Source organism: Propionivibrio dicarboxylicus (assembly GCF_900099695.1).
GTDB classification, from domain to species: domain Bacteria; phylum Pseudomonadota; class Gammaproteobacteria; order Burkholderiales; family Rhodocyclaceae; genus Propionivibrio; species Propionivibrio dicarboxylicus.
The window spans coordinates 705654-729012 of the sequence record NZ_FNCY01000001.1 but is presented as its reverse complement, the minus strand read 5'-3'; the positions used below and the strand labels follow the sequence as shown (position 1 = coordinate 729012).

Sequence of the window (23359 nt, the reverse complement as noted above, 5' to 3'; positions counted from 1 at the left end):
CCAATCGTCGAAAAGGTCAAAGAATACCGCAAGCCGGAAAAGAAAAAAGCGAGGGTCCGGAGAGCCCTCGCTTTTCATTCGGCCGGAACGCGCCGGCGCAGTGTTGCTTACTTGAAGATGCCGAAAGGCTTGCCCACCGGCAGGAAGACCTTGCCGAAGAAGGTGTTCAGCACGACCGCGCCGCAGCCATAGAAGGACAGCATCGCGGTGGTCAGTTCGGCGTAGGCGCCGATCATGTGCGTCTCATGCGGGGCAACGCCGAAGGCATTGAGCGACAGGGCGGCCAGCAGGATATCGATGACCACCATGGTGATGAAGATCAGCTTGCTGACTTCCATCGCGCCCAGCGTCATCAGGACCGAGAAGATCAGATACCCGAGGAAGGCGAAGCCCAGTTGCTTGACGTCACAGGCTGCGGCCAGTTCCGGTCCGAACACGCCCATCTTCATCATCCAGGCGGTGGCAACGGCATACCAGAAAAAGGCATAGGCACCGAAGACGGTACCGCCCCAGATGTTGTCGTGGAGGAAATCGAAGATGCAAGCGATCAGCTGCGCAGTCGCGCCAAGGAACAGCGCGTAGACGATCACGAACGACAGGCCCGTCGTCAGCCCCAATTTCTGCGACGAGGCGACCAGCGTCACCATCGCCAGGCCGAACAGCCCCAGCGCGGTCGGATTGGCGACCGTAACTTTAATTTTCTGCGTTTCAGCAGCACTCATTGACACTCTCCTGAAAAAAGAATGGACCTGTCGGCACACCCCGCGACCCAACGAAAAACATCCAAAAAATCAGACGCTCCGGAAACACAGGCGCAAACAAATCCGTTTTAACCCCAATGTAAAGGTCGCGCATTCTCCCATGCACCACGCATCCTGTTCAACTTCGGTTTTCCGCAAAAAGACAAGCGCTTGCCGTCCCTAGCCCCGCGGCAGGACGCGCCTGTTAGAATGCCGGTTTTTTCCACGGAGCCGTTTGGTGGACTTCCTGATCCTGTTCAAGGCCCTTGTGCTCGGCATCGTCGAGGGGCTGACCGAATTCCTGCCGATTTCATCGACCGGACACCTGATCCTGGTCGGTGACCTGCTCGGCTTCAACGACGCACGCGGCAAACTGTTCGAAATCGTCATCCAGTCCGGCGCGATTCTCGCCGTTTGCTGGGAATACCGCGCCCGGATCTTCAATACGCTGCGCGGACTGCCCCGCGAACGGGCGGCGCAGCGCTTTGCCCTGAACATCGTCATTGCCTTCATCCCACTCGCCGTCCTCGGCCTGCTGTTCAAGAAGGCGATCGAAGCCCACCTGTTCAAGCCCCTGCCGGTCGCCCTCGCCTTCATCGTCGGTGCCATATTCATTCTCTGGGCGGAGCGTCGGCGGCACACGATCCGCGTCGACTCGGTCGACGACCTCAGCGCCCTCGACGCGCTCAAACTCGGACTCGCCCAGGCGCTGGCACTGATTCCCGGCACCTCACGCTCCGGCGCGACGATCATCGGCGGACTCTTCTTCGGACTGTCGCGCCGCGCCGCTGCCGAGTTCTCGTTTTTCCTGGCCATCCCGACGCTGATCGGCGCAACCCTCTATCAGTCCTACAAGGAGCGCGCGCTGTTCTCCGCCGACGACCTCGGCCTGTGGGCGACCGGCTTCGTCGCCGCCTTCGTCTCCGCCTTTTTCTGCGTGCGCTGGCTGTTGCGCTTCATCTCGACGCACGATTTCACCCCGTTCGCCTGGTACCGGATCGCTTTCGGCATCGTCATCATCGTCACCTGGCAACTCGACCTTATCGCGTGGACCGCATGATCTCTTCGATTCTTTACCTGCATGGATTCTGTTCGTCGCCGGCTTCCTGGAAAGTCGGCGTCCTCAAGAAAGCACTCGACGACCGCGGACAGGGCTATCGTCTGATCTGCCCGACGCTGTCGCCGGTACCAGAGGAAGCCATCGCCCAGGCCGAGGCCATCATCGAAAGCCGCGTCGGCCCCTTGACGCTGGTCGGCAGTTCGCTCGGCGGCTACTACGCCACCTGGCTGGCGGAAAAGCATCTGCTGCGTGCGGCCCTGATCAACCCGGCCATTGTCGCCCCGATTTCCCTGCAGAAATACCTGGGCACACAAACGAATTTGCATACCGGTGCCAGTTTTGAATTCACCGAGGCGCATATCGACCAGCTGCGCGCGCTCGAAGCCCCGGAAATCACGCCCGGCCGCTACCTGCTGATGGTCGAAAAGGGCGACGAGGTACTGGACTACCGCGATGCCGTCACCCGGTACGCCGGCTGTCGCCAGGAAGTCTTCGACGGGGGCGACCACAGCTTTACCCGCTTCCCCGACATGTTGCCGCAACTCCTTGAATTTTGCGGGTTATAATTTCCCGATGCATGTATTGTTCGAAGAAGACGGCGCGTTCAAGGCAGCCACGGTCCTGACCGACAACGACAGCTCGCTGCAGGTCGAAACGGCCAGCGGCAAGCGCAGCAAGATCAAGGCGGCCAGTGTCCTGTTGCGTTTCAACGACCCGTCGCCAACCGAGTTGCTGAACCGGGCCGAACCCGCCGCCGGGGAGATCGATATCCCCTTCCTCTGGGAGTGTGCAAGCGATGGCGAATTTCTTTTTTCTGATCTTGCCGACGACTACTGCGGACACAAAGCCAGCCCGGTCGAAGCGGCATCGCTGTTGCTTGCCCTGCATTCAGCGCCCATCCACTTCCACCGCAAAGGCAAGGGCCGCTTCCGCAAAGCCCCTCCAGACATTCTGGCAGCCGCTCTGGCCGGTCTTGAAAAAAAGCGTCAGCAAGCGCTAGCCATCGAACGCATGGTGGCCGAACTCAAGGCATTCACCTTGCCGCCGGAGTTCAAGCCGCTGCTCGACCAACTGCTCTACAAACCCGACCGTAACCGCCCGGAAACCAAAGCGCTGGAAACTGCCTGCGCCGAGACAGGACTGTCGGCGCTGCACCTGCTCGACCGTTGCGGCGCGGTGCGCAGCGCCCACGACGTTCATCTGCGCCACTTCCTGCTCGAGTATTTTCCGCAAGGCACCGCGTTTCCGCCGGTCGAACTGCCGACCCTCACGAACGAGCTCCCGTGCGCCACGGTGGCCGCGTTCTCGATCGACGACGCGGCAACGACCGAAATCGACGACGCCTTCTCTATCGAGACACTCGCCAGCGGCTGGCGCGTCGGCATTCATATCGCCGCCCCGGCCCTCGGCATCCTGCCCGAATCGCCACTCGATGCGATCGCCCGCCAGCGGCTGTCGACCGTTTACATGCCCGGCCGCAAGATCACCATGCTGCCCGACACCATCGTCGAGGCCTACACGTTGGCGGCCGGACGCGAGTGCCCGGCGTTATCGCTGTATCTGACAGTCACACCGGATTTCGAGATCGCTGCGCACGAATCGCGCATCGAACGCGTGCGCATTGCCGCCAATCTGCGCCATCACGACATCGAACCGCTGTTCAACGCTGAAACGGTCGCCGGTGAACTGCCGGATTTCCCGTTCCGCGACGAGCTGAAAACGCTCTGGCAACTGGCCAGCGCCTGCGAGAAGCGACGCGGCAAACCGTCGGCCATGCAAGGCATCCACGACTACAATTTCGACATCGACGGCGATCCCGAGAACCCCGAACAGTGCCGCGTCCGCATCAGCGAACGCAAGCGCGGCAGCCCGCTCGACAAGCTCGTCGCCGAACTGATGATCGTCGCCAACAGCACCTGGGGCGGGCTGCTCGCCGAGCGCAGCATCGCCGCGATCTACCGGGCGCAGACCGCCGGCAAGGTACGCATGACGACATCGCCGCTGCCGCACGAAGGACTTGGCGTCGCCCAGTACGCCTGGTCGTCGTCGCCCTTGCGCCGCTACGTCGACCTGATCAACCAGTGGCAACTGATCGCCTGCATCGGCGACCGCGCCCCCTATTTCAAGGCACGCTCGGATGCGCTTTTTGCCGCCATGCGCGACTTCGAGCTGACCTACGCCGCCTACGCCGAATTCCAGCGCGGCATGGAGCGTTACTGGTGCCTGCGCTGGTTGCGCCAGGAGGCGATCGACAGCATCGGCGCCACCGTGCGTCGCGAGAACCTCGTCAAGGTGGATCACCTGCCGATCGTGCTGCGCGTCCCGTCGTTGCCGGAATTGCCGCCGGGTACCCGAGTCACGCTCAGCATCGAAACGCTCGACCCGCTGACGCTCGACCTCGGTCTGCGCTTCATCGATACGCAGGAAGGCGAAAGCGACGAAGCGCTCGACGACGACGCGGCGGAAGCGCTGGACTGACGTGATCGCCATGAGTCTGCCCCGGCGCCCGTTCGCCGCCATCCCCAAGCTGTGGATGGCGTTCGGCATCTCGTTCGCGCTGCACGGGCTGCTGCTGGCACTCAACTTCAAGTTTCCCGATGCCTCGCGCGCCTTCCAGGACAAGGCGCTCGAAATCATCCTGGTCAACAGCAAGTCGGCGCACAAGCCGACCAAGGCGCAAGCCCTCGCGCAAAACCGTCTCGACGGCGGCGGCGACACCGACCAGGATCGGCGCATGCGGACGCCGCTGCCGGCCTCGCACCGCGAGAAAAGCGGCAACGATCTCGAACAGGCGGAGAAGCGGGTCAAAGCCCTCGAAGCGCAACAACAGAGACTCCTGGCGCAAGCTCGCGGCAAGGGCATGGCAATCAAGGCCGAACAGGAAGCGCAACCGGAACCGGTGCCAACCCTCAGCGGCCGCGACCTTGCCACCAGCGCCCTGGCGCTGGCACGCATCGAAGGTGAAATCGCCCGCGACACCGAGACCTACAACAAGCGCCCCCGCGTCAAGCATCTCGGCGTTCGCGTCGACGAATATCGCTTCGCACAATACGTCGAGGACTGGCGCCTGAAAGTCGAACGCATCGGCACGCTCAATTACCCGGAAGCCGCACGTGGCAAGCTGTTCGGCTCACTGATCCTGTCGGTGACGATCACCGCCGACGGCCAGATCGCCAAGATCGAGATCGATCGCAGTTCGGGCCATCGCATCCTCGACGACGCCGCCCGGCGGATCATCCAGATGGCCAGTCCCTACGCCGCCTTCCCGGCCGACATCCGCGCCGACTTCGACCGCCTCGAAATCACGCGGACCCTGACCTTCACGAACAGCAACCAGCTCGAATCACGCACCCGTTGAAAGAACGACCATGACAGACCACTACTGCGTTTTCGGCAACCCGATCGGTCACAGCAAATCGCCGATCATCCATGCCGCCTTTGCCCGCCAGACCGGAGAGGATATCGACTATGTCACGCAACTGGCGCCGCTTGACGACTTCACCGGCGCCGTGCGCGACTTCATCGCCCGCGGCGGCAAGGGCGCCAACGTCACGGTGCCCTTCAAGGAAGAGGCTTTCCGACTGGCGACCCGGCGCACCGAGCGCGCCGAACTCGCCGGCGCCGTCAACACCCTGAGTTTCTGCGACGGCGAGATCATCGGCGACAACACCGACGGCTTCGGACTGCTGCATGACATCGAAACCAATCTCGACACACCGGTCGCCGGCAAGCGCATCCTCATGCTCGGCGCCGGCGGCGCCGCCCGCGGCGCCATCGGCCCCCTGCTCGACGCCGGCGCGCTATCGCTGACCGTCGCCAACCGCACGGTCGCCCGCGCCACTGAACTGGCTGCGCGCTTCGCTGCGCTCGGCGCCGTCAGCGCCAGCAGTTACGACGACCTCGCCGGACAACAGTTCGACATCGTCATCGACGCCACCTCGTCGAGCCTCAGCGACGCCATGCCGGCGCTCCCGACCGGCCTGTTCGCCGCCGGCAGCCTCGCCTACACGATGATGTACGGGCGTCCCGACATGCCCTTCTGCCGCTTTGCCCAGGAACAGGGCGCCGCACGCATCGCGCAGGGGCTCGGCATGCTCGTCGAGCAGGCCGCCGAAGCCTTTTTCGTCTGGCGCGGTGTCCGCCCGCAAGGCAAGCCGGTCATGGAACTGCTGCTCGCGGCGAAATGAAGGCGGCGCGTTTCTTCGCGTCGCTTGGCCGCTGGACAAAACGCCTGCTGTGGCTCGTCGTCATTGCCGCAGTCCTCTACGAAGCCTGGATCTTCGCGTGGGTCCTGTGGTGGCGCGACCACAATCCGGACATAACCCGCTTCATGGAGATCCGCCTCGCCGAATTGCAACAAAAAACGCCCGGCGCCCGCCTGAGCAAGCACTGGGTCGAGTACGGCGCGATCACGCCGGCGCTCAAGCGCGCACTGATCGTCGCCGAGGACGATTCCTTCGTTCATCACCAAGGCTTCGACTGGCGCGGCATGCAAAAAGCGCTCGAGCGCAATGAGCAACGCGGGAAAATCGCCGCCGGCGGCTCGACGATCACGCAGCAACTGGCCAAGAACCTCTTCCTGACGCCGGACAAGACGCACTGGCGCAAGGCACAGGAAGCCGTGATCACCGCAATGATCGAGGCCACCTGGAGTAAGCGCCGCATCCTCGAGGTCTATCTCAACGTCATCGAATGGGGCAACGGCGTCTTTGGCGCCGAGGCGGCGGCACTTCATCACTTCGGCATTGCCGCGGCGCAGCTGTCGCCGGAACAGGCCGCCCGTCTCGCGGCGATGGTGCCGAGCCCGCGCTATTACGACCGTCATCGCGACTCTGCCGGCCTCGCCGCCCAGACCGATGTCCTGCTCGGACGCCTGCCCGCAGCACAAATCCCCTGACGCACAGCCGGTTTTGGCCTGCCCCGCATGCTAGAATTGGCGCCGGTTTGACGCGCCCCGGCAACGCAGGAGGAAATCCCCGATGAGCGAAGAAAAGAGCATTCCGGAGAATCTGGATACGGTCAAGGAACTGCTTGCCAAGCGCAAATTGGTCGAGGAGCTCGTGCACCGTTCGGATTCGCCGCGTCACGACAGCGGCGACGACCCCGCACACAAGCAACACCCGATCGGCCTGCACGCCCTGCTCGAACGCCTGCCGCTCAACGAAGTCGCGGCCATCATCGAGGCGCTGGAACCGCAGGAACGCCTGCAAGTCTGGAATGACGTGCGCGAAGAACGCGGCGAGGCAATCCTTGAAATCCTCTCTGACGAGATCCGCGAAGACCTGATCTGCGACAGCCACCTGCGCAACGAAAAGACTTCGGTGACGGCCTTCGAACTGCGCAACGGCCGCCTCAGCCAGATCAACGTCAACACGCCCTACGACCTGCGCTGTCTGAAACCGATCTGGGTCGACCTGGTCGCCCCGACGCCGGAGATCCGTGCCTGGGTCGGCCGCTTCTTCGACGTGCAGTTGCCCAACCCGAACAACCTCAAGGACCTGGAGGCCAGCGCCCGCTTCTACGTCGAGGACAACGGCGAGATCCACCTGCACTCCGACTTCCTGCTCGATTTGGAGACCGAATCGCGCAACGTCGCGGTCGCCTTCATTCAGCACAAGGACGTGCTGTTCTCGGTGCGAACCGAGGAATTGCCGACCTTCCGCTTGCAGCGCCTGCGGGCGCGGACCCAACCGGGCTACGTCTCGGACGGCAAGGACGTGCTGCTCGACCTCTACGCGGCCGACGCCGAATACTCCGCCGACGCACTCGAAGACATCTACGCCGACCTCGAAGCCGCCGGCAAGAAAGTGCTCAACAAGCACCTGTCAGACGAAGAAGCGGCGGCCATCCTGTCCGAAATCGCCCGCAGCGAAGACCTCAACGGTCGTATTCGCCGCAACGTGCTGGACACGCGCCGGGCGGTTTCCTTCCTGATGCGCGGCAAGTTCCTCACCGCCGACCAGCAGGAGGACGCGCGCCAGATCCTGCGCGACATCGAGTCGCTCGACGGCCACACGTCCTTCCTCTTCAACAAGATCAACTTCCTGATGGACGCGACGGTCGGCTTCATCAACATCAACCAGAACCAACGCGTGTCGAAGCTGACCACGATCAGCGTCATCTTCATGCCGATCAACATCCTCGCCGGCATCGGCGGCATGTCGGAATTCTCGATGATGACGCAGGGCGTCCCCTGGCCGCTCGCCTACGCAGCCTTCATCATCGGCATGATGGGCGTCGGTTGGGCAACTTTCCTGGTATTGCGCCACTACGAGCGTCGCATGGCGCTCGAACAGCGCAGCAAGGATGCACTCGGCTAAACGCCGGGTTCGGCGGGGCGCACGCCCCGCCCTCTATCTCGAAACAAGCGCTAGACGGGATTCGCGAACCAGCGCCCGGCCGCTGCCACCGTCTCGGCGATGTCGGCATCGCTGTGTGCCGCCGAAACGAAGCCCGCCTCGTAAGCCGACGGCGCGAAATAGTGACCGGCGGTCAGCATCGCATGGAAGAAGCGGTTGAACGCGGCCTTGTCGCACTCGAGCACTTCGGCATAGGTCTGCGGACAGGCGGCACGGAAATACAGCCCGAACATGCCGCCGACAGCCTGCGCCGAAAAGGCCACGCCCTGCTGGCGCGCCGCATTTTCCAGTCCGCTGCACAAGGCCGCCGTCTTCGCCGACAACGTCTCGAAGAAGCCCGGCGCCTGAATCAGCTTGAGCGTCGCCAGCCCAGCGGCCACCGCCACGGGATTGCCAGACAGCGTGCCGGCCTGATAGACCGGCCCGAGCGGCGCGATCTGTTCCATGATCTCGCGCCGACCGCCAAAGGCGCCGAGCGGCATGCCACCACCGATTACCTTGCCAAGCGTGGTCAGGTCCGGCGTGATGCCGAAGCGGCCTTGCGCACAGGAGAGGCCGACGCGGAAGCCGGTCATCACCTCGTCGAAAATCAGCACGGCGCCATGCTTCGAGCACAGCGCACGCATCGCCTGCAGGAATTCCTGCTGCGGCGCGATCAGGTTCATATTGCCGACGACCGGCTCGACGATCACCGCGGCGATCTTGTCGCCATGCTCGGCGAAGGCCTGTTCGAGTTGCGCCGCATTATTGAAATCGAGCACCAGCGTGTGCTTGGCGAGATCGGCCGGCACGCCACCGGAACTTGGATTGCCGAAGGTCAGCAAACCGGAACCCGCCTTGACCAGCAGACTGTCTGAATGGCCGTGATAACAGCCCTCGAACTTGACGAGCAGGTCACGCCCGGTGAAGCCGCGCGCCAGACGGATCGCGCTCATCGTCGCCTCGGTACCGGAACTGACCAGCCGCACCATGTCCATCGACGGCAACAGCTGACAGAGCAGATCGGCGAGATCGACCTCGGCTTCGGTCGGCGCCCCGAACGACAGCCCTTGCGCCGCAGCCGCCTGCACTGCCGCAACGACGTCGGGATGCGCGTGGCCGACGATCAGTGGCCCCCAGGAGCCGACATAGTCGAGATAGGACTTGCCATCGACATCGGTAACACAGGCACCGGCCCCCTGCTTGAAAAAGCGCGGTGCGCCACCGACGGAACGGAAGGCGCGCACCGGCGAATTCACGCCACCGGGAATATGCCGTTGGGCACGCTCGAAGAGAGAGGAATTTCGATCAGACACGTGAAGTCTCCGCAAATAGAAAGAAAGGAATGCGCTTCAGCCCGCCCAAACATCAGGCATCCGGCGCCTCGTGACGGCGCGCCCAGAAAAACCGGTCAGGAATGAACTGCCCCATGCCGGCACGAAATCCGGCCGCCAGCGTCTGCCAGGTGTAGTCCTGCGCCTCGCGCACCGCGTCGCCGACGGCCAGGCCGTGGGCCAGTCCGGCCGCTGCCGCGGACGCCAGCGTACAGCCGGCACCGTGATAGGCCCCGGCCAGACGATCCCAGTGATCGCTGCGCGCCACGCCCTCGGCACCGTAAAGGGTGTTCACCACCTGCTGCGTGTTCTCGTGCGTGCCGGTCAGCAGCACGTGACGGCAGCCACAGGCCAGCAGGCGCTTGGCGCATTCGCCGAAATCGAGGTCGTCGGCATCGCTCTTGCCGTCGTCGGCCAGGCGGCGGATCTCGAGTGTATTCGGCGTCAACAAGGTTGTCTGCGGCAGGATCAGCTCCTTCATCGCGCCGACCATCTCGTCGTCGGCCAGTTCGGCGCCCCCACCCGAAGAGAGTACCGGGTCGAAAACCACCGGCACATCGGGATAATCGGCCAGCACCGCCGCCACGACGGCAATGATATCGGCACTACCGAGCATGCCGAGCTTGAACGCATCGACCGGCATGTCTTCGAGGACCGCGCGCGCCTGCGCCTCGACCCACTCGGGATCGAGCGCCAGCACACTGCTGACGCCGACGCTGTCCTGCACCGTGATCGCCGTCACCACCGACAGCGGATGACAGCCCATCGACGTCAGCGTCATCAGGTCGGCCGCTACCCCGGCCGCACCCGTCGAATCGGTCGCAGCGAAACTGAGAACGAGGGGGGGCGATAGATGAGAAGAGAGTGAATCCATGAAATCGTCACATGCCGTCGGGTTCGCCGGTGCTGGCGCATGCGCGCTACACCCGGCTTCCGGCGCGAAAAAACATGACGACGATTCTACCCGAAAATCCGCTCCCGACCGGGTTGGCGGGCGTCTGCGCCGATACCTGGCGACGCTCGCCAGTCGCCGCCGGGGCGAGCCTTGCGGTATAGTGTGGCCCAGATTGAATCCGAACGAAGTCATGCAGCATCCAGGTCGCCCCCAAAAGCGGCAGTCCGGAGGACAGAATTGACTGAAGCCGTTGATTTGAATGGCATCAAGGTCATGGTGGTTGACGACAGCAACACGATCCGGCGCAGCGCCGAGATTTTCCTCACGCAAGCCGGATACCAGGTCATTCTTGCCGAGGACGGTTTTGACGCGCTGGCGAAAATGATCGACCACCGGCCCGCCATCGTCTTTTGCGACGTCCTGATGCCGCGCCTGGACGGCTACCAGACCTGCGCGCTGATCAAGAGGAATCCCCTCTTCCATGCAACGCCGGTGATCATGCTGACGTCCAAGGATGGACTGCTCGACCGGGCACGCGGGCATATGGTCGGTGCCGACCAGTACCTGACCAAGCCCTTCACCCGGGAAAGCCTGTTGCAGGCACTTGCGACCTTCGCCAAACCTCCGTCCGGATCTCTCAACTGAAAAAAACAACTCAGGAGCATCGCCATGTCCACTGTCAAGAAAATCCTCGTCATCGACGACTCACCGACCGAACGCTATGTGCTGGTCGACCTGCTGACCCGCAACGGCTATGAAGTCGTGACGGCGACCAACGGCGAAGAAGGCATCGACAAAGCCCGGAACGAGCATCCCGACCTCATCCTGATGGACGTGGTCATGCCCGGACTGAACGGTTACCAGGCGACGCGCACGCTGACGCGCGACGACGCCACCAGGAACATCCCCATCATCGTCTGTACCTCCAAGGGCCAGGAAACCGACAAGATCTGGGGGCTGCGCCAGGGCGCGCTCGACTACCTGACGAAGCCGGTGGACGGCGACGAACTGCTGATGAAAATCGCCGCACTCTGATCCAGACCACGCATGGGCCAGCGCGGCAGCCTCAGCCAATTCCAGACCTACCTCGCCAACCGTCTGGCCGGTGCCGGATCGCAACCGGCGGCCGGTCTGCTCGGCGTGTTATCGGGCGAGGAGCGCTGGCTGCTGCCGCTTCAGGACTCCGGCGAAGTCGTTCCGCCGCCGCCTCTGACCGCCGTTCCCTTGACGCGTCCCTGGTTCGCGGGCATCGCCAACATCCGCGGCGACCTCTACGCTGTCACCGATTTTGCCGCGTTTTGCGGCAAGGAAGCGACACCAAGAAGCGGTAGCGCGCGGCTGCTGCTGGTTGGTCCGAGGCAAGGCAACAACTGCGCCCTGCTCGTCGGCCGCATGCTCGGATTGCGCAACATCGCAGACCTGACCCCGACCGATTCGGAAACCCCGCCCCATGCCTGGGTGGGTCAGACGTTTTCCGACAAGGAAGGATGCACCTGGCGGATGCTCGACGTTCGGCAATTGATGGCCGACGAAGGCTTCATGTCGGTCGGCTCGTAATCCCATGAACACAAAAAACACATTCGACACCGGTCTCCTGACCTGGGTCAGGAGCGAAATCGATCAGGCGCTCGACCAGGCCGACCAAGCGCTCTGCGCCTACACCGACAGCGTCACCCACGGCGCTGGCGATCTCTCGCGCATCCACGACTGCCGACTGCGCCTGCATGAGGTCCACGGCGCCGTCGCAATGGTCGGACTCGACGGCATCACCCAACTCACCGAAGCGCTCGAACAACTGATGGACGCCGTCGAAAGAATGCTGCGTCCCGCCGGCGAAACGACCATCGATCTGGCGCACCGTAGCCTCCGGGCGATCCGGCAGACATTCGACGCCTTGCAGGCCGGCAAGCCTCTGCAAGCCCTGCGGCTGGCACCGCTCTACGAAGCGGTGCAGAAAGCGCGCGGCATCGACACGGTTTCGCCCACCGAACTTTTTTTCCCGGACACGAGCCTCTGCCTGCCCGCCTGCGAACAGGTCAGCAAACAGGCCGGCGAAGCGTTGGCAGCCGACGAACGCCGATCGCGCCAGAAGCAGGCGCGCGCGCGCTTCCAAAAAGGCCTGCTCGTCTGGTTGCGGGCGCCACAGGAACGCACCGGCCTCGACGAAATGCGCGAGGCCCTGCTGCAAATCGAAGCCAGCCAGGAAACGCCGGCCACCCGCACTTTCTGGCGCGTGGCGGCAGGCGTACCGACGGCGCTGACGGAAAACCCCGGTCTTGCCGAAAGTGCGCTCAAACCCTGGTGCACGCAGATCGACCAACAACTGCGCCGCCTCATTGACGGGGATGTCGCCGCCGATACACGCCTGCTGCGCGAATCGCTGTATCTCATCGCCAGCAGCGCCGCTGCGCACCCGCTGACCGAGGAGATCCGGACGACCTACCGTCTGGGCGACCTGATCCCCGACAACGCAAACGACGCCCTGGAAGAAACGCCGCAGCAGCAATTGCACGCCCTGCTGATTGCCGCCGAAAACGCCTGGAAAGCCCATTGCACGGGCACGGCATCGGCACTGACGACGTTTGGTGCGCGGATTGGCAGCGCCGCCACGCTGATCGAAACGCTCGGTCACACCGACACCCGCCGCCTGGCGCAAGCCATCGTCGCTGCGGCCAACTGGCTCGGCGAAGATCCGGCGCGCCATTCGGACACGCTGGCCGGCGAAATGGCGACGGCGCTGCTGCTCGCGGACACGGCGCTACGGAATTTTGCCCACCTCGGTAGCGATTTCGCCCAAGCCGTCGACACCACCGTCGCCCGCCTGCACCGTTGCATCGCCGGTTTCGCTCCCGCCGACGAGGAAAGCGATCCCGCCCTGGCAACGCTCTCCCAGGAAGCGCAGGAAAGCTTGCGTGCCGGACAGGCCGGCAAGGCGCTCAGGAATGCGCTGACGCAGATCGAACTGGTCCTCGACGAAGTCTTCCGCACGCCCGAGCGTCGAAACGACATCGCCACGCTGGAAACGTCGCTGCAACAGGGAGCGCGCGCGCTCACCGACTTCTGCCACGACGCGGCGGCGCTCGACGCCTGGCAGCGCTGTGCCGCCGACCTGCGACGCCTTGGCGCCGCCGATGCGCCCGCCCCCGACGCCGACTTCGAACGCATCGCCCGTGGCCTGGCGCTGATCGGATTCTTTGTCGACGCCCGCGAGCACGATGACATCGACTTCGCCGAATTCGCCCGGCAATTCGACGCCGCGACGCCCGCCGCAGCGCCGGAGGCAGCGCCCGATACCGCCGCCAGCACCACGACCGACGCCGAATTCATCGCCCTCTTCGTCGAGGAAGCGCGCGGCGAACTCGTCACCCTCGCCGACTGCCTCGAACGCCTGCGCCGGCAAGCCGGCGACCGCGAGGCGCTGATCACGCTGCGTCGTGCCTTTCACACGCTCAAAGGCAGCGGCCGCATGGTCGGACTGGAAGACGCCGGCGATGCCGGCTGGGCGCTCGAACAAACGCTCAACCTCTGGCTGGGCCAGGAACGGGCGGTCTCCCCGGCCTTGCTCGACCTGATCGAACAGGCGCGTGCGCTGTTCGAGACGATGGCCGACGCGCTCGAAAGCCAGGCCGGCACTCCGCCCGACATCTCGGCGCTGATTGCCGCCGCGGCGGCGCTCCGGCAACCGCCGACCGACACGGCCGCGCCACGCCCGGCAGCCGCCTCGCGCACCATCCTGTCGGGCGCGCTGCTGGAAATCTTCCGCGACGAAGCGACCGGCCATGTCCGCACGCTGCGCCACGAACTCGGCGTACTCGAACGCGACGAGACGACCGCAACGCCAGCGGAGATGATCCGCGCCGCCCACACTTTGGCCGGTATTTCGGCTACCGTCGGCTTCCGCCAACTCAATCAACTCGCCCGCGCCCTCGAATACGCGCTGCTTCGACGCGGCCCTTCGGCCGAATCGGCCAGTCTCGAAGCGCTCGGCGTGCTCCGACAGGCCACCGACGAGATCGAACAGACCCTCACCGCCGTCATCGAACAACGCGAAATCAGCCTGTCGCCGGACATCGTCGACGCGTTGAACGCGCTCTACCCGGCGGTCGCCGACAGCGACGCGCCCGCGGAAAACGACGACGCGGCGATTCCGGCACCCGCGCCCGCCGCCGAAGGATCGGGCAAGACAAAACTGGCGACGCTGGTCGCCGCCCTGCCGCAGCGCGAAGACGACATCGACCCGCAACTCCTGCCGATCTTCATCGACGAAGCGCAGGAACTGAGCCAAGGCATTGCCACGCAACTGCGCGCCTGGCAGGACGCCCCGGACGACGCCGAAGTCGTCACCGCGCTCACCCGCCTGCTGCATACGCTCAAAGGCAGCGCCCGCATGGCCGGCGCCATGAATCTCGGCGAAATCACCCATGCCATCGAGGCCCGCGTCATCGACACCACCAGCGGCGGTGAGATCTCGCGCGACGCCATCGATGACATCTGCAACGTTTTCGATGACGTGCAGCAAATCCTCGACCGGCTTCAGGGCGGCGAAATCCCCGATGCCGGCACACCGCCCCCCGGAACCGAAGACGGAACGCCCGACGCAACACCGGCGGTGCAGGAACACGAGGCCGGGATAGGCGTACCACGCGCCACCGTGCGAGTACGCGCCGACCTGATCGACCGGTTGGTAAACGAAGCCGGCGAACTGTCGATCGCCCGCACCCGGATCGAAGGCGAAATGCGCGGCCTCAAGGACTCGCTGCTCGACCTCACCGACAACGTCGCCCGGCTGCGGCGCCAGTTGCGCGACATCGAGATGCAGGCGGAAACGCAGATGCCGGCCGGACAACGATTGGACGACAGCGCCGACGACAGCACACCCGCCGGTTTCGATCCGCTCGAATTCGACCGCTTCACGCAATTTCAGGAAGCGACGCGGATGCTCGCCGAATCGGTCAATGACGTCGCCACCGTCCAGCAGAGCCTGCTCAAGAACCTCGACAACGCCAATGCCGCGCTGGCCGCTCAGGCACGCCTGAACCGGACGCTGCAGAATGAACTGATGGCCGTGCGCATGGTGCCTTTCGGCAGCCTCTCCGACCGTCTCTACCGCATCGTCCGGCAAACCTCGAAAGAACTCGACAAGCGCGTCAACCTTGAAATCCACGGCGCGCAGGTCGAACTTGACCGCAGCGTTCTCGACAAGATGGTGGCGCCGCTCGAACACTTGCTGCGCAACGCCGTCGCGCACGGCCTCGAAGCAGTCGGCCAGCGGCGGGCTGCCGGCAAACCCGACATCGGCGAAATCAACCTGTCATTGACGCAGGAAAGCAACGAAGTCGTGCTGAGCCTCAGCGACGATGGCCGCGGCCTCGACCTGCCGCGCATCCGTGCGCGCGCCGTCGCCGCCGGCCTGCTCGCCGAAGACGCCGTCGTCAGCGACGACCGTCTGGCCGAAATGATCTTCACGCCGGGATTCTCGACGGCAGCCGAAGTGTCCCAGATCGCCGGACGCGGCATCGGCATGGACGTCGTCAAGAACGAGGTCGCGCATCTCGGCGGCCGCGTTGACATCGCCACGCAGGCCGGAAAAGGCACCGAATTCCGCCTCACCCTGCCGCTGACCCTGGCAACGACCAAGGCGCTGCTGGTCCGCGTCGGCAACCGACGCTATGCGATTCCGTCGGCGATGATCGAGCAGGTACTCGACCTCAAGGAAGAAGCGCTCGAAGACATCGGCGCGGCCGGACAGGCCGACTGGCAAGGCCAGGCCTATCCCTTCCAGTTCCTGCCTCGCCTGCTCGGCGACGCCAGCGCGCTGCCCGAGCGCCGTCGGCAATACTGGGTGTTGCTGCTGCGCAGCGGCGGGCGCCGCTCCGCCGTGCAAGTCGATGAGCTGATGGGCACCCGCGAAATCGTCATCAAGAACGTCGGGCCGCAGCTGGCCCGCGTCATCGGCATCGAGGGCGCAACGGTGCTCGGCGGCGGCGAAATCGTCCTGATCATCAACCCGGTCGCGCTCTTCGTGCAATTCACCCAATCGCCGGCGCGCGGCGATGCCGCCCAGACGCCGGCTGCCGGTCCGTCGGGGTCGATGCCGGCGCACCGACCGACGGTAATGGTCGTCGACGATTCGCTGACGGTGCGCAAGATCACCGGGCGGATGTTGGCGCGCGAAGGCTATCAGGTCCTCGTCGCGCGCGACGGCGTCGATGCGCTCGAACAGTTGATCGACATCGTTCCCGACGTCCTGCTCGTCGACATCGAGATGCCGCGCCTCGACGGTTTCGAACTGACGCGTCAGATCCGCGCCGACGAACGATTGCACGCGGTGCCGATCATCATGATCAGCTCGCGTACGGCGGAGAAGCACCGGCGCTATGCCGCCGACATCGGCGTCGATCACTTCCTCGGCAAACCGTTCAACGAAGAAAACCTGCTCAAGCTCGTCGCGAGCTTCGTCACGCTGGCGAACCGTTCTTGACAGCGGCATAACGCGCGAGCGTGCGCCGCCGCGCCTCGGCGTGATCGACGCAGGGCCGCGGATAGTCGACGCCGAGGCGCAGGCCATGCGCCGCCAGCGCCAATTCGCCCAGAGTCCACGGGGCATGGATGAAACGGTCGGGCACAGCCGCCAGTTCCGGCACGAAGCGGCGGATGAAACTTCCCTCGGCATCGAAGCGCTCGGATTGGGTCACCGGATTGAAAATACGGAAATAGGGCTGAGCGTCACAACCGGTCGACGCCGACCACTGCCAGCCACCGTTGTTCGCCGCCAGATCGAAATCGAGCAGGCGCTCGGCGAAATAGGCCTCGCCACGCCGCCAGTCGATGCCGAGATCCTTGGTCAGAAACGATGCTGTCAGCATGCGCAGGCGATTATGCATCCAGCCGGTCAGGCGTAGTTGCCGCATCGCCGCGTCGACCAGCGGAAACCCGGTCGCGCCCTCGCACCAGGCGGCAAAATCGCGATCGGCAGTCGCGCCGCTTTCCCACTTCAGCGCGTCGAATTCACGGCGAAAGGCGCCGTCCACAACATGCGGAAAATGATCGAGAATCATGAAATAGAAGTCGCGCCAGATTAGCTCGTCGAGCCATTTCGCCGCGCCGTCCCGGCCCGCCCGGGCGCCGCCGATTGCCAGGGCGACGAGCCGGCGAATCGACATCGTGCCGAAACGCAGATGCGGCGACAGGCCCGAGGTAGCGTCAAGCGCCGGAAAATCACGGGCGGTCGCATAGCCGCCCAGCAACGACTCAAAGCGCGTGAGCGCGGCCTGCGCGCCGGACATCCCCGGCTGAAACGGCAAGGCATCGGCCGGCGGCCGGAAACCGATGCTCGCCAGCGGCGGCACGCCCTGCGCGCACGGCGGCACGGCCAAGCGCCCCGGCTGGATCGAGAACGGAACGATATCGTCATCGGCAAAGCGCCGCAGCCAGGCATTCCGGTACGGCGTAAACACCGTCAGCGGCCGTCCTGACTGCGCCAGGACCTCGGCACCGTCGCGCAGCGCCTGATCCTTGAAGCCTTCGAAGCCGATCCTGTGCGCCGCCAGTGCCGTTTCTACCGCAGCGTCGCGCTGCTTGGCCGCGGGTTCGTAATCGCGATTGGCGAAGACCGCGTCGACACCGAGCTCGGCGGCAAGCGCCGGAATGGCGTCGACCGCGCGCGCCGTGCGCACGATCAGCGCGCCGCCGTGCTGGCGCAGGCCGGCCTCGAGTTCGATGAGCGAGGCATGGATGAAGGCAACGCGCGCATCCGCCGGGTCCACCAGGGCGTCAAGAATGTCGCGATCGAAAATGAACACGCAATAGACGCGTCTGGCGCGTCGCGTCGCCTCGGCCAAAGCCGCGTTATCATCGTCGCGCAGATCGCGCCGGAACCACATCAGAATCGAATCCAACACCCTGCCACTCCCGGTTAGACCATGGTGGCCGCATGGCCAACCGCCATTTGAGGGTACAATATTCGTATGCAGAGCATCAACCTGACCGATCATTTTCTGATCGCCATGCCTTCCATGGCGGATCGGTATTTTGCCAAGTCCCTGGTTTATATCGCCGAGCATAACGAACAAGGCGCCCTCGGCCTGATCGTCAATCGTCCGGTCGAGCTCAACCTGGCGACGCTGCTTGAGCGCATCTCGATCCCGGTCTCACCGCGGGATCACGACGAATTCGCCAATCAAGCCGTCTATTTCGGTGGCCCGATCCAGACCGATCGCGGCTTCGTCCTGCATCGACCGCTCGGTGAATGGCAATCGACGCTCATCGTCAACGCCGACACCGGACTCACGAGTTCCCGCGACATTCTCCTGTCGCTCGGCAGCGCATTGCGCCCGGCCGACCTGCTCGTCAGCCTCGGCTATTCCGGCTGGGGCGCCGGCCAGCTTGAACACGAACTGGCGCAAAATTCCTGGCTGACGGTCCCCGCCAGCGCCCACATCCTCTTCGGACTGCCGCACGAGGAACGCCTGGCCTCAGCCATGGACATGCTCGGCATCGATTTCGCCAACCTCGCGGACGCCGCCGGGCATGCCTGAGACAGGCGCACCGGCACGAGGCACGGTCCTCGCCTTCGACTTCGGCGAAAAACGCATCGGCATCGCCATTGGCGAATTTGAATTGCGCCAGGCGCATCCGCTGACGACGATACGCAGCGAAATCAATGCCGAACGCTTCGCCGCCATCGGCGCACTGATCCAGGAGTGGACACCGATCCGGCTCGTCGTCGGCCTGCCGGTGGCGCTCGACGGCACACCGCACGCCATGACGGCACGCTGCACTCGCTTCGCCAACCAGTTGCGCGGCCGCTTCAATCTGCCCGTCGACTATGCCGAAGAACGCTACAGTTCGCTCGAAGCCGAGGAACGGCTACGCGAGAGCGGCCACGACGCCCGCAGCGCCAAGGCTCATGTCGACACGCTGGCCGCCCAGATCATCCTGCAAGGCTACTTCGAACACCTCCCGTCCCCTTAGGAAACCGCCACCATGCCCCTTCCCATTCTTCCGGACGCCGAAGCGCAATGCATCGCGCTTGCCGATCTGATCCGCCCCCACCTGCAGCCCACGACGATGCTGATCGGCATCCACAGCGGCGGCGCCTGGGTCGCGCGACGTCTTGCCGAACTGCTGCAACCGGCCACACCGATCGGCCAACTCGATATCTCCTTCTATCGCGACGACTTCAGCAAGCGCGGACTGCACCCGCAGGTCAAGCCGACACGGATCCCGCTCGACGTCGACGGCCGCTCGCTGATTCTCGTCGATGACGTGCTCTATACCGGCCGCACCACGCGCGCTGCCATCAACGAATTGTTCGACTACGGTCGTCCGGCCAGCATCTCGCTGGCGGTCCTCGCCGACCGCGGCGGCCGCGAACTGCCGATCTATGCCGAGTTCTGCACCTGGCAAGTCGCACTCGGCGAACGCGAGGAACTCGTGCTTGAACCTGGTCCGGACGGCAAACTGCAATGGAGGTGCGAAGACCATGCCTAATCCTCAGCTCAACGCCCACGGGGAACTCACCCACCTGCTGACGACCGAGGGCCTGCCGCGCGAAACGATCGAGCATATCCTCGACACCGCCGCAAGCTTCCTCGAAGTGTCCGACCGTAGCGTCAAGAAGGTGCCGCTGCTGCGCGGCAAGAGCGTCTTCAACCTGTTCTTCGAGAATTCCACGCGCACACGGACGACCTTCGAAATCGCCGCCAAACGCCTCTCGGCCGACGTCATCAACCTCGATGTCGCGCGCTCATCGACGGCCAAGGGCGAAACGCTGCTCGACACGGTGGACAACCTCGTGGCCATGCACGCCGACATGTTCGTCGTCCGCCACAACGCGTCGGGCGCCCCCTACCTGATCGCCGAACATCTGCGCCGCACCGGGCGGTCCGAGGTGCACGTCGTCAATGCCGGCGACGGCCGGCACGCGCACCCGACGCAGGGCCTGCTCGACATGTACACCATCCGCCACTACAAGCGGGACTTCTCGCAACTGCGCGTGGCCATCGTTGGCGACATCCTGCATTCGCGCGTCGCACGCTCGGACATCCACGCGCTCAAGGCGCTCGGCGTCCCCGAGATCCGCGCCATCGGACCGCAGACGCTGCTGCCCGTGGCGATCGAAAAAATGGGCGTACGCATCTTCCACGACCTGCGCGAAGGCGTCCGCGACTGCGATGTCATCATCATGCTGCGGCTGCAGAACGAGCGCATGAACGGCGCGCTGCTGCCGTCGGCGCGCGAATATTTCAAGTGCTACGGCCTGACGACCGAAGTGCTGGCGCTGGCCAAGCCCGACGCCATCGTCATGCACCCGGGACCGATGAACCGGGGCGTCGAGATCGCCTCCGACGTCGCCGACGGCGCGCAATCGGTCATCCTGCCGCAGGTGACCTTCGGCATTGCCGTCCGTATGGCGGTCATGAGCATTCTGGCGGGGAACTGAGATGAACAAGCACACGATCCACATCACCGGCGGCCGCGTCATCGATCCGCAGCGTCAATTCGACCAGGTCGCCGACGTCTATATCGACGGGGACCGCATCGCCGCAATCGGTGCAGCCCCTGCCGGCTTCGTCGCGACGCAAACGATCGACGCCCAAGGCTGCATCGTCAGCCCCGGCTTCGTCGATCTTTCCGCCCGCCTCGGCGGTGTCGAACCCGAACTGGCAGCCGCCGTCGCCGGCGGCATCACGGCACTGGCCTGCCCGCCCGACACGCGACCGCCGCTCGACGAAGCCGGACTTGTCGAACGCATCGTCCGTCGCGGCGCCGCGCTCGGCCTCGCCCATATCTACCCGCTCGGCGCACTGACGCAGGAACTCGGCGGCGAGAAGCTCGCCGAACTGGCGACGCTGAGGAAGAGCGGTTGCATCGCCTTCTCGCAAGCCCAGCGTCCGCTGATCGACACGCAAGTGCTGCTGCGGGCGATGCAATACGCCGCCACCGTCGACGTCGCCCTGCACCTGCAACCGCAGGACCACTACCTGGCCCGCGACGGCGTCGCCCATGACGGCGATGTCGGCTCACGCCTCGGACTCGCCGGCATCCCGGTCTGTGCCGAAACCGTCGCCATCGCCACCGCCCTGCAACTGGCCAAGGCCACCGGCGTCCGCCTGCACCTGACGCGGCTGTCGTCGGCCGCCGGTATCGCGCTGGTACGTGAAGCGCGCCGCAACGGACTCGCCGTCAGCTGCGACGTCGGCATCCATCACCTGCACCTGTCGGAAGAGGACATCGGTTATTTCGACAGCCATGCCCGCTTCACTCCGCCGCTACGCGCCACCAGCGACCGCGCCGCGCTGCGCGAAGCGGTTGCCGAAGGTCTGGCGGCGATCTGCTCCGACCACACGCCGGTCAGCGAAGACGGCAAGCAACTGCCGTTCGGCGAAGCTCAACCGGGTGCGACCGGGCTCGAACTGCTGCTGCCCTTGACGCTGCGCTGGGCACAGGAATGCGGCGTTCCGCTGGCGACGGCACTGGCCCGCATCACCTGCGATCCTGCCACCATCCTCGGTATCGAGACCGGCACGCTCGCGCCGGGCAGCCGCGCCGACCTCTGCATCTTCGATCCCGAGGCACGCTGGCGCGTGACGCCGGACACGCTGCGCAGCCAGGGCAAGAACACCCCCTTCCCCGGCGAAGAGATGTGTGGCCAGGTTCGCGCCACGCTGGTCGGCGGGCGCCAGGTCTTCGGCGACAGCCACTAGGACAGCGGGAGCCCACGGTGCAGGCGCTCGTCGGCTATCTCGGCCTGCTGGCGCTGGCGTGGGTGCTATCGGCCAACCGGCGGGCGGTGCCCTGGCGTACCGTTCTCGGCGGCATCACGCTGCAAGGCGCGCTGGCGCTGGCGATTTTCCGCCTGCCCGGCGCCCGCGAGACCTTCGCCGCCTGCAACGACGCCTTGCTCGCCATCAGCGCGGCAACGCGCGAAGGCACGCAACTCGTCTTCGGCTATCTCGGCGGCGGCCCGCTCCCTTTCAGTGAAAGCGCGCCCGGCAGCAGCTTTGTGCTGGCCTTCCAGGCGCTCCCGATCGTGCTCGTCATGAGCGCGCTCTCGGCGCTGCTTTTTCACTGGCGGATACTGCCCTGGGCGGTGCGCTTCTTTTCGCTCGTCCTTGAACGCAGCCTCGGCGTCGGCGGAGCCGTCGGCATGTCCACGGCCGCCAATGTCTTCGTCGGCATGGTCGAGGCGCCCCTGCTCGTCCGCCCCTATCTGGCTGCCGTCAGCCGCGGCGAGCTCTTCATCATCCTCTCCGCCGGCATGGCTGGCGTCGCCGGCACGGTCATGGGGCTGTATGCGGCGATCCTCGGCAAGGTCGTTCCCGATGCGCTCGGCCATATCCTCGCCGCCTCGTTCATCAGCGCGCCGGCTGCGATCGTTTTCTCGGTCATCCTTGTGCCCCCCACCGGCGCACCGACCGGCCGCCACCTTGAGCTGCCGCGCACCGACCAGAGCAGCATGGACGCGATCACCCGCGGCACGATGGAAGGCGCGACGCTGCTGATCAACATCGTCGCCATGCTGATCGTCCTCGTCGCACTCGTCAGCCTCGCCAACCAGGCGCTCGGTATGCTTCCGGCAATCGACGGTACGGCGCTGACGCTGCAACGCCTGCTCGGGTGGCTGATGGCGCCGCTCGCTTGGGCTTGCGGCATTCCCTGGAGCGAGGCCGGCACCGCGGGCGCGCTGCTCGGCACCAAGACCGTCCTCAACGAACTGATCGCCTATCTTGATCTCGCCTACCTGCCCGCCGACGCATTGGCGCCACGCTCAAGACTGATCATGACCTACGCGCTCTGCGGCTTCGCCAACCTCGGCAGTCTCGGTATCCTGCTCGGCGGCATGTGCGCGATGGCTCCCGAGCGCCGCGCCGAAATCATCCGGCTGGGCCCCTGGACACTCGTGTCCGGTACGCTGGCGACACTTTCCTGCGGCAGCGTCGTTGCACTACTGCAATAAGCCAGAGCAACAAACGCCCGGGGCTCAATCA

At 65.0% G+C, this 23359-nt stretch carries 22 protein-coding genes; 18 read left to right on the top strand and 4 right to left on the bottom strand.

Features of this window, described 5'->3' with window-relative positions; translation table 11 throughout:
• Positions 1-107: 107 nt before the first annotated feature.
• The gene (locus BLR25_RS03530; RefSeq protein WP_091933447.1) at positions 108-722 is read right to left on the bottom strand and encodes an acetate uptake transporter; all 615 of its coding nucleotides are present in this window, start codon (positions 720-722) and stop codon (positions 108-110) included.
• A gap of 256 nt (positions 723-978) precedes the next feature.
• On the opposite strand from BLR25_RS03530, the gene BLR25_RS03525 reads away from it, so the two are divergent.
• From BLR25_RS03525 to BLR25_RS03495, 7 genes are all read left to right on the top strand, one after another.
• Entirely contained in the window at positions 979-1800 is an 822-nt protein-coding gene (locus BLR25_RS03525) for an undecaprenyl-diphosphate phosphatase (RefSeq protein ID WP_091933443.1), read from the top strand.
• Positions 1797-2366: a YqiA/YcfP family alpha/beta fold hydrolase gene (locus tag BLR25_RS03520; protein WP_091933719.1), complete on the top strand. Its 570-nt coding sequence runs from the start codon at positions 1797-1799 to the stop codon at positions 2364-2366. The genes BLR25_RS03525 and BLR25_RS03520 overlap by 4 nt, the downstream gene beginning before the upstream one ends.
• A gap of 7 nt (positions 2367-2373) precedes the next feature.
• Complete coding sequence (locus tag BLR25_RS03515) at positions 2374-4278, top strand: ribonuclease catalytic domain-containing protein (RefSeq protein ID WP_091933440.1); 1905 nt, start codon at positions 2374-2376, stop codon at positions 4276-4278.
• Between the two features lie 10 nt (positions 4279-4288).
• Entirely contained in the window at positions 4289-5158 is an 870-nt protein-coding gene (locus BLR25_RS03510; RefSeq protein WP_176785734.1) for an energy transducer TonB, read from the top strand.
• Between the two features lie 10 nt (positions 5159-5168).
• Complete coding sequence (gene aroE, locus BLR25_RS03505) at positions 5169-5987, top strand: shikimate dehydrogenase (protein WP_091933437.1); 819 nt, start codon at positions 5169-5171, stop codon at positions 5985-5987.
• The gene (gene mtgA / locus BLR25_RS03500; protein ID WP_091933431.1) at positions 5984-6697 is read left to right on the top strand and encodes a monofunctional biosynthetic peptidoglycan transglycosylase; all 714 of its coding nucleotides are present in this window, start codon (positions 5984-5986) and stop codon (positions 6695-6697) included. The genes aroE and mtgA overlap by 4 nt, the downstream gene beginning before the upstream one ends.
• Before the next feature lie 82 nt (positions 6698-6779).
• On the top strand, positions 6780-8120 hold the full coding sequence (locus BLR25_RS03495; protein ID WP_091933427.1) for a magnesium and cobalt transport protein CorA: 1341 nt from the start codon (positions 6780-6782) through the stop codon (positions 8118-8120).
• A 50-nt stretch (positions 8121-8170) separates the two neighbouring features.
• On the opposite strand, the gene hemL is transcribed toward BLR25_RS03495, so the two are convergent.
• Positions 8171-9454, bottom strand: a complete 1284-nt coding sequence (gene hemL / locus BLR25_RS03490) for a glutamate-1-semialdehyde 2,1-aminomutase (RefSeq protein WP_091933423.1) — start codon at positions 9452-9454, stop codon at positions 8171-8173.
• Between the two features lie 52 nt (positions 9455-9506).
• Positions 9507-10346: a bifunctional hydroxymethylpyrimidine kinase/phosphomethylpyrimidine kinase gene (gene thiD / locus BLR25_RS03485; protein ID WP_091933417.1), complete on the bottom strand. Its 840-nt coding sequence runs from the start codon at positions 10344-10346 to the stop codon at positions 9507-9509.
• Between the two features lie 11 nt (positions 10347-10357).
• Between thiD and BLR25_RS21180 the strand changes: the two genes are divergently transcribed.
• The 5 genes from BLR25_RS21180 (at position 10358) to BLR25_RS03465 (ending at position 16848) form a co-directional block, all read left to right on the top strand.
• Positions 10358-10528 (top strand): hypothetical protein, encoded by a 171-nt coding sequence (locus BLR25_RS21180; protein WP_176785733.1) that lies wholly within the window; start codon positions 10358-10360, stop codon positions 10526-10528.
• A gap of 112 nt (positions 10529-10640) precedes the next feature.
• The gene (locus BLR25_RS03480) at positions 10641-11012 is read left to right on the top strand and encodes a response regulator (protein WP_091933694.1); all 372 of its coding nucleotides are present in this window, start codon (positions 10641-10643) and stop codon (positions 11010-11012) included.
• Between the two features lie 24 nt (positions 11013-11036).
• On the top strand, positions 11037-11402 hold the full coding sequence (locus tag BLR25_RS03475) for a response regulator (protein ID WP_091933413.1): 366 nt from the start codon (positions 11037-11039) through the stop codon (positions 11400-11402).
• Between the two features lie 12 nt (positions 11403-11414).
• Entirely contained in the window at positions 11415-11924 is a 510-nt protein-coding gene (locus tag BLR25_RS03470) for a chemotaxis protein CheW (RefSeq protein WP_091933410.1), read from the top strand.
• 4 nt (positions 11925-11928) lie between these two features.
• Positions 11929-16848: a hybrid sensor histidine kinase/response regulator gene (locus BLR25_RS03465; protein ID WP_091933407.1), complete on the top strand. Its 4920-nt coding sequence runs from the start codon at positions 11929-11931 to the stop codon at positions 16846-16848.
• On the opposite strand, the gene BLR25_RS03460 is transcribed toward BLR25_RS03465, so the two are convergent.
• The gene (locus BLR25_RS03460) at positions 16826-18265 is read right to left on the bottom strand and encodes a cryptochrome/photolyase family protein (protein ID WP_091933403.1); all 1440 of its coding nucleotides are present in this window, start codon (positions 18263-18265) and stop codon (positions 16826-16828) included. The two genes, BLR25_RS03465 and BLR25_RS03460, sit on opposite strands and share 23 nt — an antisense overlap.
• A gap of 69 nt (positions 18266-18334) precedes the next feature.
• Here BLR25_RS03460 and BLR25_RS03455 point away from each other — a divergent pair, with 69 nt between their 5' ends.
• From BLR25_RS03455 to BLR25_RS03430, 6 genes are read left to right on the top strand one after another with little or no spacing between them, the layout of a single operon-like run.
• Positions 18335-18904 carry a YqgE/AlgH family protein gene (locus BLR25_RS03455; RefSeq protein WP_091933400.1) on the top strand — a complete coding sequence of 190 codons (570 nt, stop codon included), beginning with the start codon at positions 18335-18337 and terminating at the stop codon, positions 18902-18904.
• Positions 18897-19340, top strand: a complete 444-nt coding sequence (gene ruvX, locus BLR25_RS03450; RefSeq protein ID WP_091933396.1) for a Holliday junction resolvase RuvX — start codon at positions 18897-18899, stop codon at positions 19338-19340. The genes BLR25_RS03455 and ruvX overlap by 8 nt, the downstream gene beginning before the upstream one ends.
• Positions 19341-19352: 12 nt before the next feature.
• On the top strand, positions 19353-19859 hold the full coding sequence (gene pyrR / locus BLR25_RS03445; protein ID WP_091933392.1) for a bifunctional pyr operon transcriptional regulator/uracil phosphoribosyltransferase PyrR: 507 nt from the start codon (positions 19353-19355) through the stop codon (positions 19857-19859).
• Positions 19852-20811: an aspartate carbamoyltransferase catalytic subunit gene (locus BLR25_RS03440; protein WP_091933390.1), complete on the top strand. Its 960-nt coding sequence runs from the start codon at positions 19852-19854 to the stop codon at positions 20809-20811. The genes pyrR and BLR25_RS03440 overlap by 8 nt, the downstream gene beginning before the upstream one ends.
• A gap of 1 nt (position 20812) precedes the next feature.
• Positions 20813-22075, top strand: coding sequence for a dihydroorotase (locus BLR25_RS03435; protein WP_091933387.1), 1263 nt, complete (start codon positions 20813-20815; stop codon positions 22073-22075).
• 17 nt (positions 22076-22092) lie between these two features.
• Entirely contained in the window at positions 22093-23328 is a 1236-nt protein-coding gene (locus BLR25_RS03430) for a NupC/NupG family nucleoside CNT transporter (protein WP_176785732.1), read from the top strand.
• Positions 23329-23359: the final 31 nt, after the last annotated feature.

Excerpts from the sequence above, each read along its gene's own strand:
- BLR25_RS03530 (WP_091933447.1), bottom strand. The coding sequence starts at position 722 with ATGAGTGCTGCTGAAACGCAGAAAATTAAAGTTACGGTCGCCAATCCG.
- BLR25_RS03520 (WP_091933719.1), top strand. The coding sequence starts at position 1,797 with ATGATCTCTTCGATTCTTTACCTGCATGGATTCTGTTCGTCGCCGGCT.
- BLR25_RS03515 (WP_091933440.1), top strand. The coding sequence starts at position 2,374 with ATGCATGTATTGTTCGAAGAAGACGGCGCGTTCAAGGCAGCCACGGTC.
- BLR25_RS03510 (WP_176785734.1), top strand. The coding sequence starts at position 4,289 with ATGAGTCTGCCCCGGCGCCCGTTCGCCGCCATCCCCAAGCTGTGGATG.
- aroE (WP_091933437.1), top strand. The coding sequence starts at position 5,169 with ATGACAGACCACTACTGCGTTTTCGGCAACCCGATCGGTCACAGCAAA.
- mtgA (WP_091933431.1), top strand. The coding sequence starts at position 5,984 with ATGAAGGCGGCGCGTTTCTTCGCGTCGCTTGGCCGCTGGACAAAACGC.
- BLR25_RS03495 (WP_091933427.1), top strand. The coding sequence starts at position 6,780 with ATGAGCGAAGAAAAGAGCATTCCGGAGAATCTGGATACGGTCAAGGAA.
- thiD (WP_091933417.1), bottom strand. The coding sequence starts at position 10,346 with ATGGATTCACTCTCTTCTCATCTATCGCCCCCCCTCGTTCTCAGTTTC.
- BLR25_RS21180 (WP_176785733.1), top strand. The coding sequence starts at position 10,358 with ATGCCGTCGGGTTCGCCGGTGCTGGCGCATGCGCGCTACACCCGGCTT.
- BLR25_RS03480 (WP_091933694.1), top strand. The coding sequence starts at position 10,641 with ATGGTGGTTGACGACAGCAACACGATCCGGCGCAGCGCCGAGATTTTC.
- BLR25_RS03475 (WP_091933413.1), top strand. The coding sequence starts at position 11,037 with ATGTCCACTGTCAAGAAAATCCTCGTCATCGACGACTCACCGACCGAA.
- BLR25_RS03470 (WP_091933410.1), top strand. The coding sequence starts at position 11,415 with ATGGGCCAGCGCGGCAGCCTCAGCCAATTCCAGACCTACCTCGCCAAC.
- BLR25_RS03465 (WP_091933407.1), top strand. The coding sequence starts at position 11,929 with ATGAACACAAAAAACACATTCGACACCGGTCTCCTGACCTGGGTCAGG.
- BLR25_RS03455 (WP_091933400.1), top strand. The coding sequence starts at position 18,335 with ATGCAGAGCATCAACCTGACCGATCATTTTCTGATCGCCATGCCTTCC.
- ruvX (WP_091933396.1), top strand. The coding sequence starts at position 18,897 with ATGCCTGAGACAGGCGCACCGGCACGAGGCACGGTCCTCGCCTTCGAC.
- pyrR (WP_091933392.1), top strand. The coding sequence starts at position 19,353 with ATGCCCCTTCCCATTCTTCCGGACGCCGAAGCGCAATGCATCGCGCTT.
- BLR25_RS03440 (WP_091933390.1), top strand. The coding sequence starts at position 19,852 with ATGCCTAATCCTCAGCTCAACGCCCACGGGGAACTCACCCACCTGCTG.
- BLR25_RS03435 (WP_091933387.1), top strand. The coding sequence starts at position 20,813 with ATGAACAAGCACACGATCCACATCACCGGCGGCCGCGTCATCGATCCG.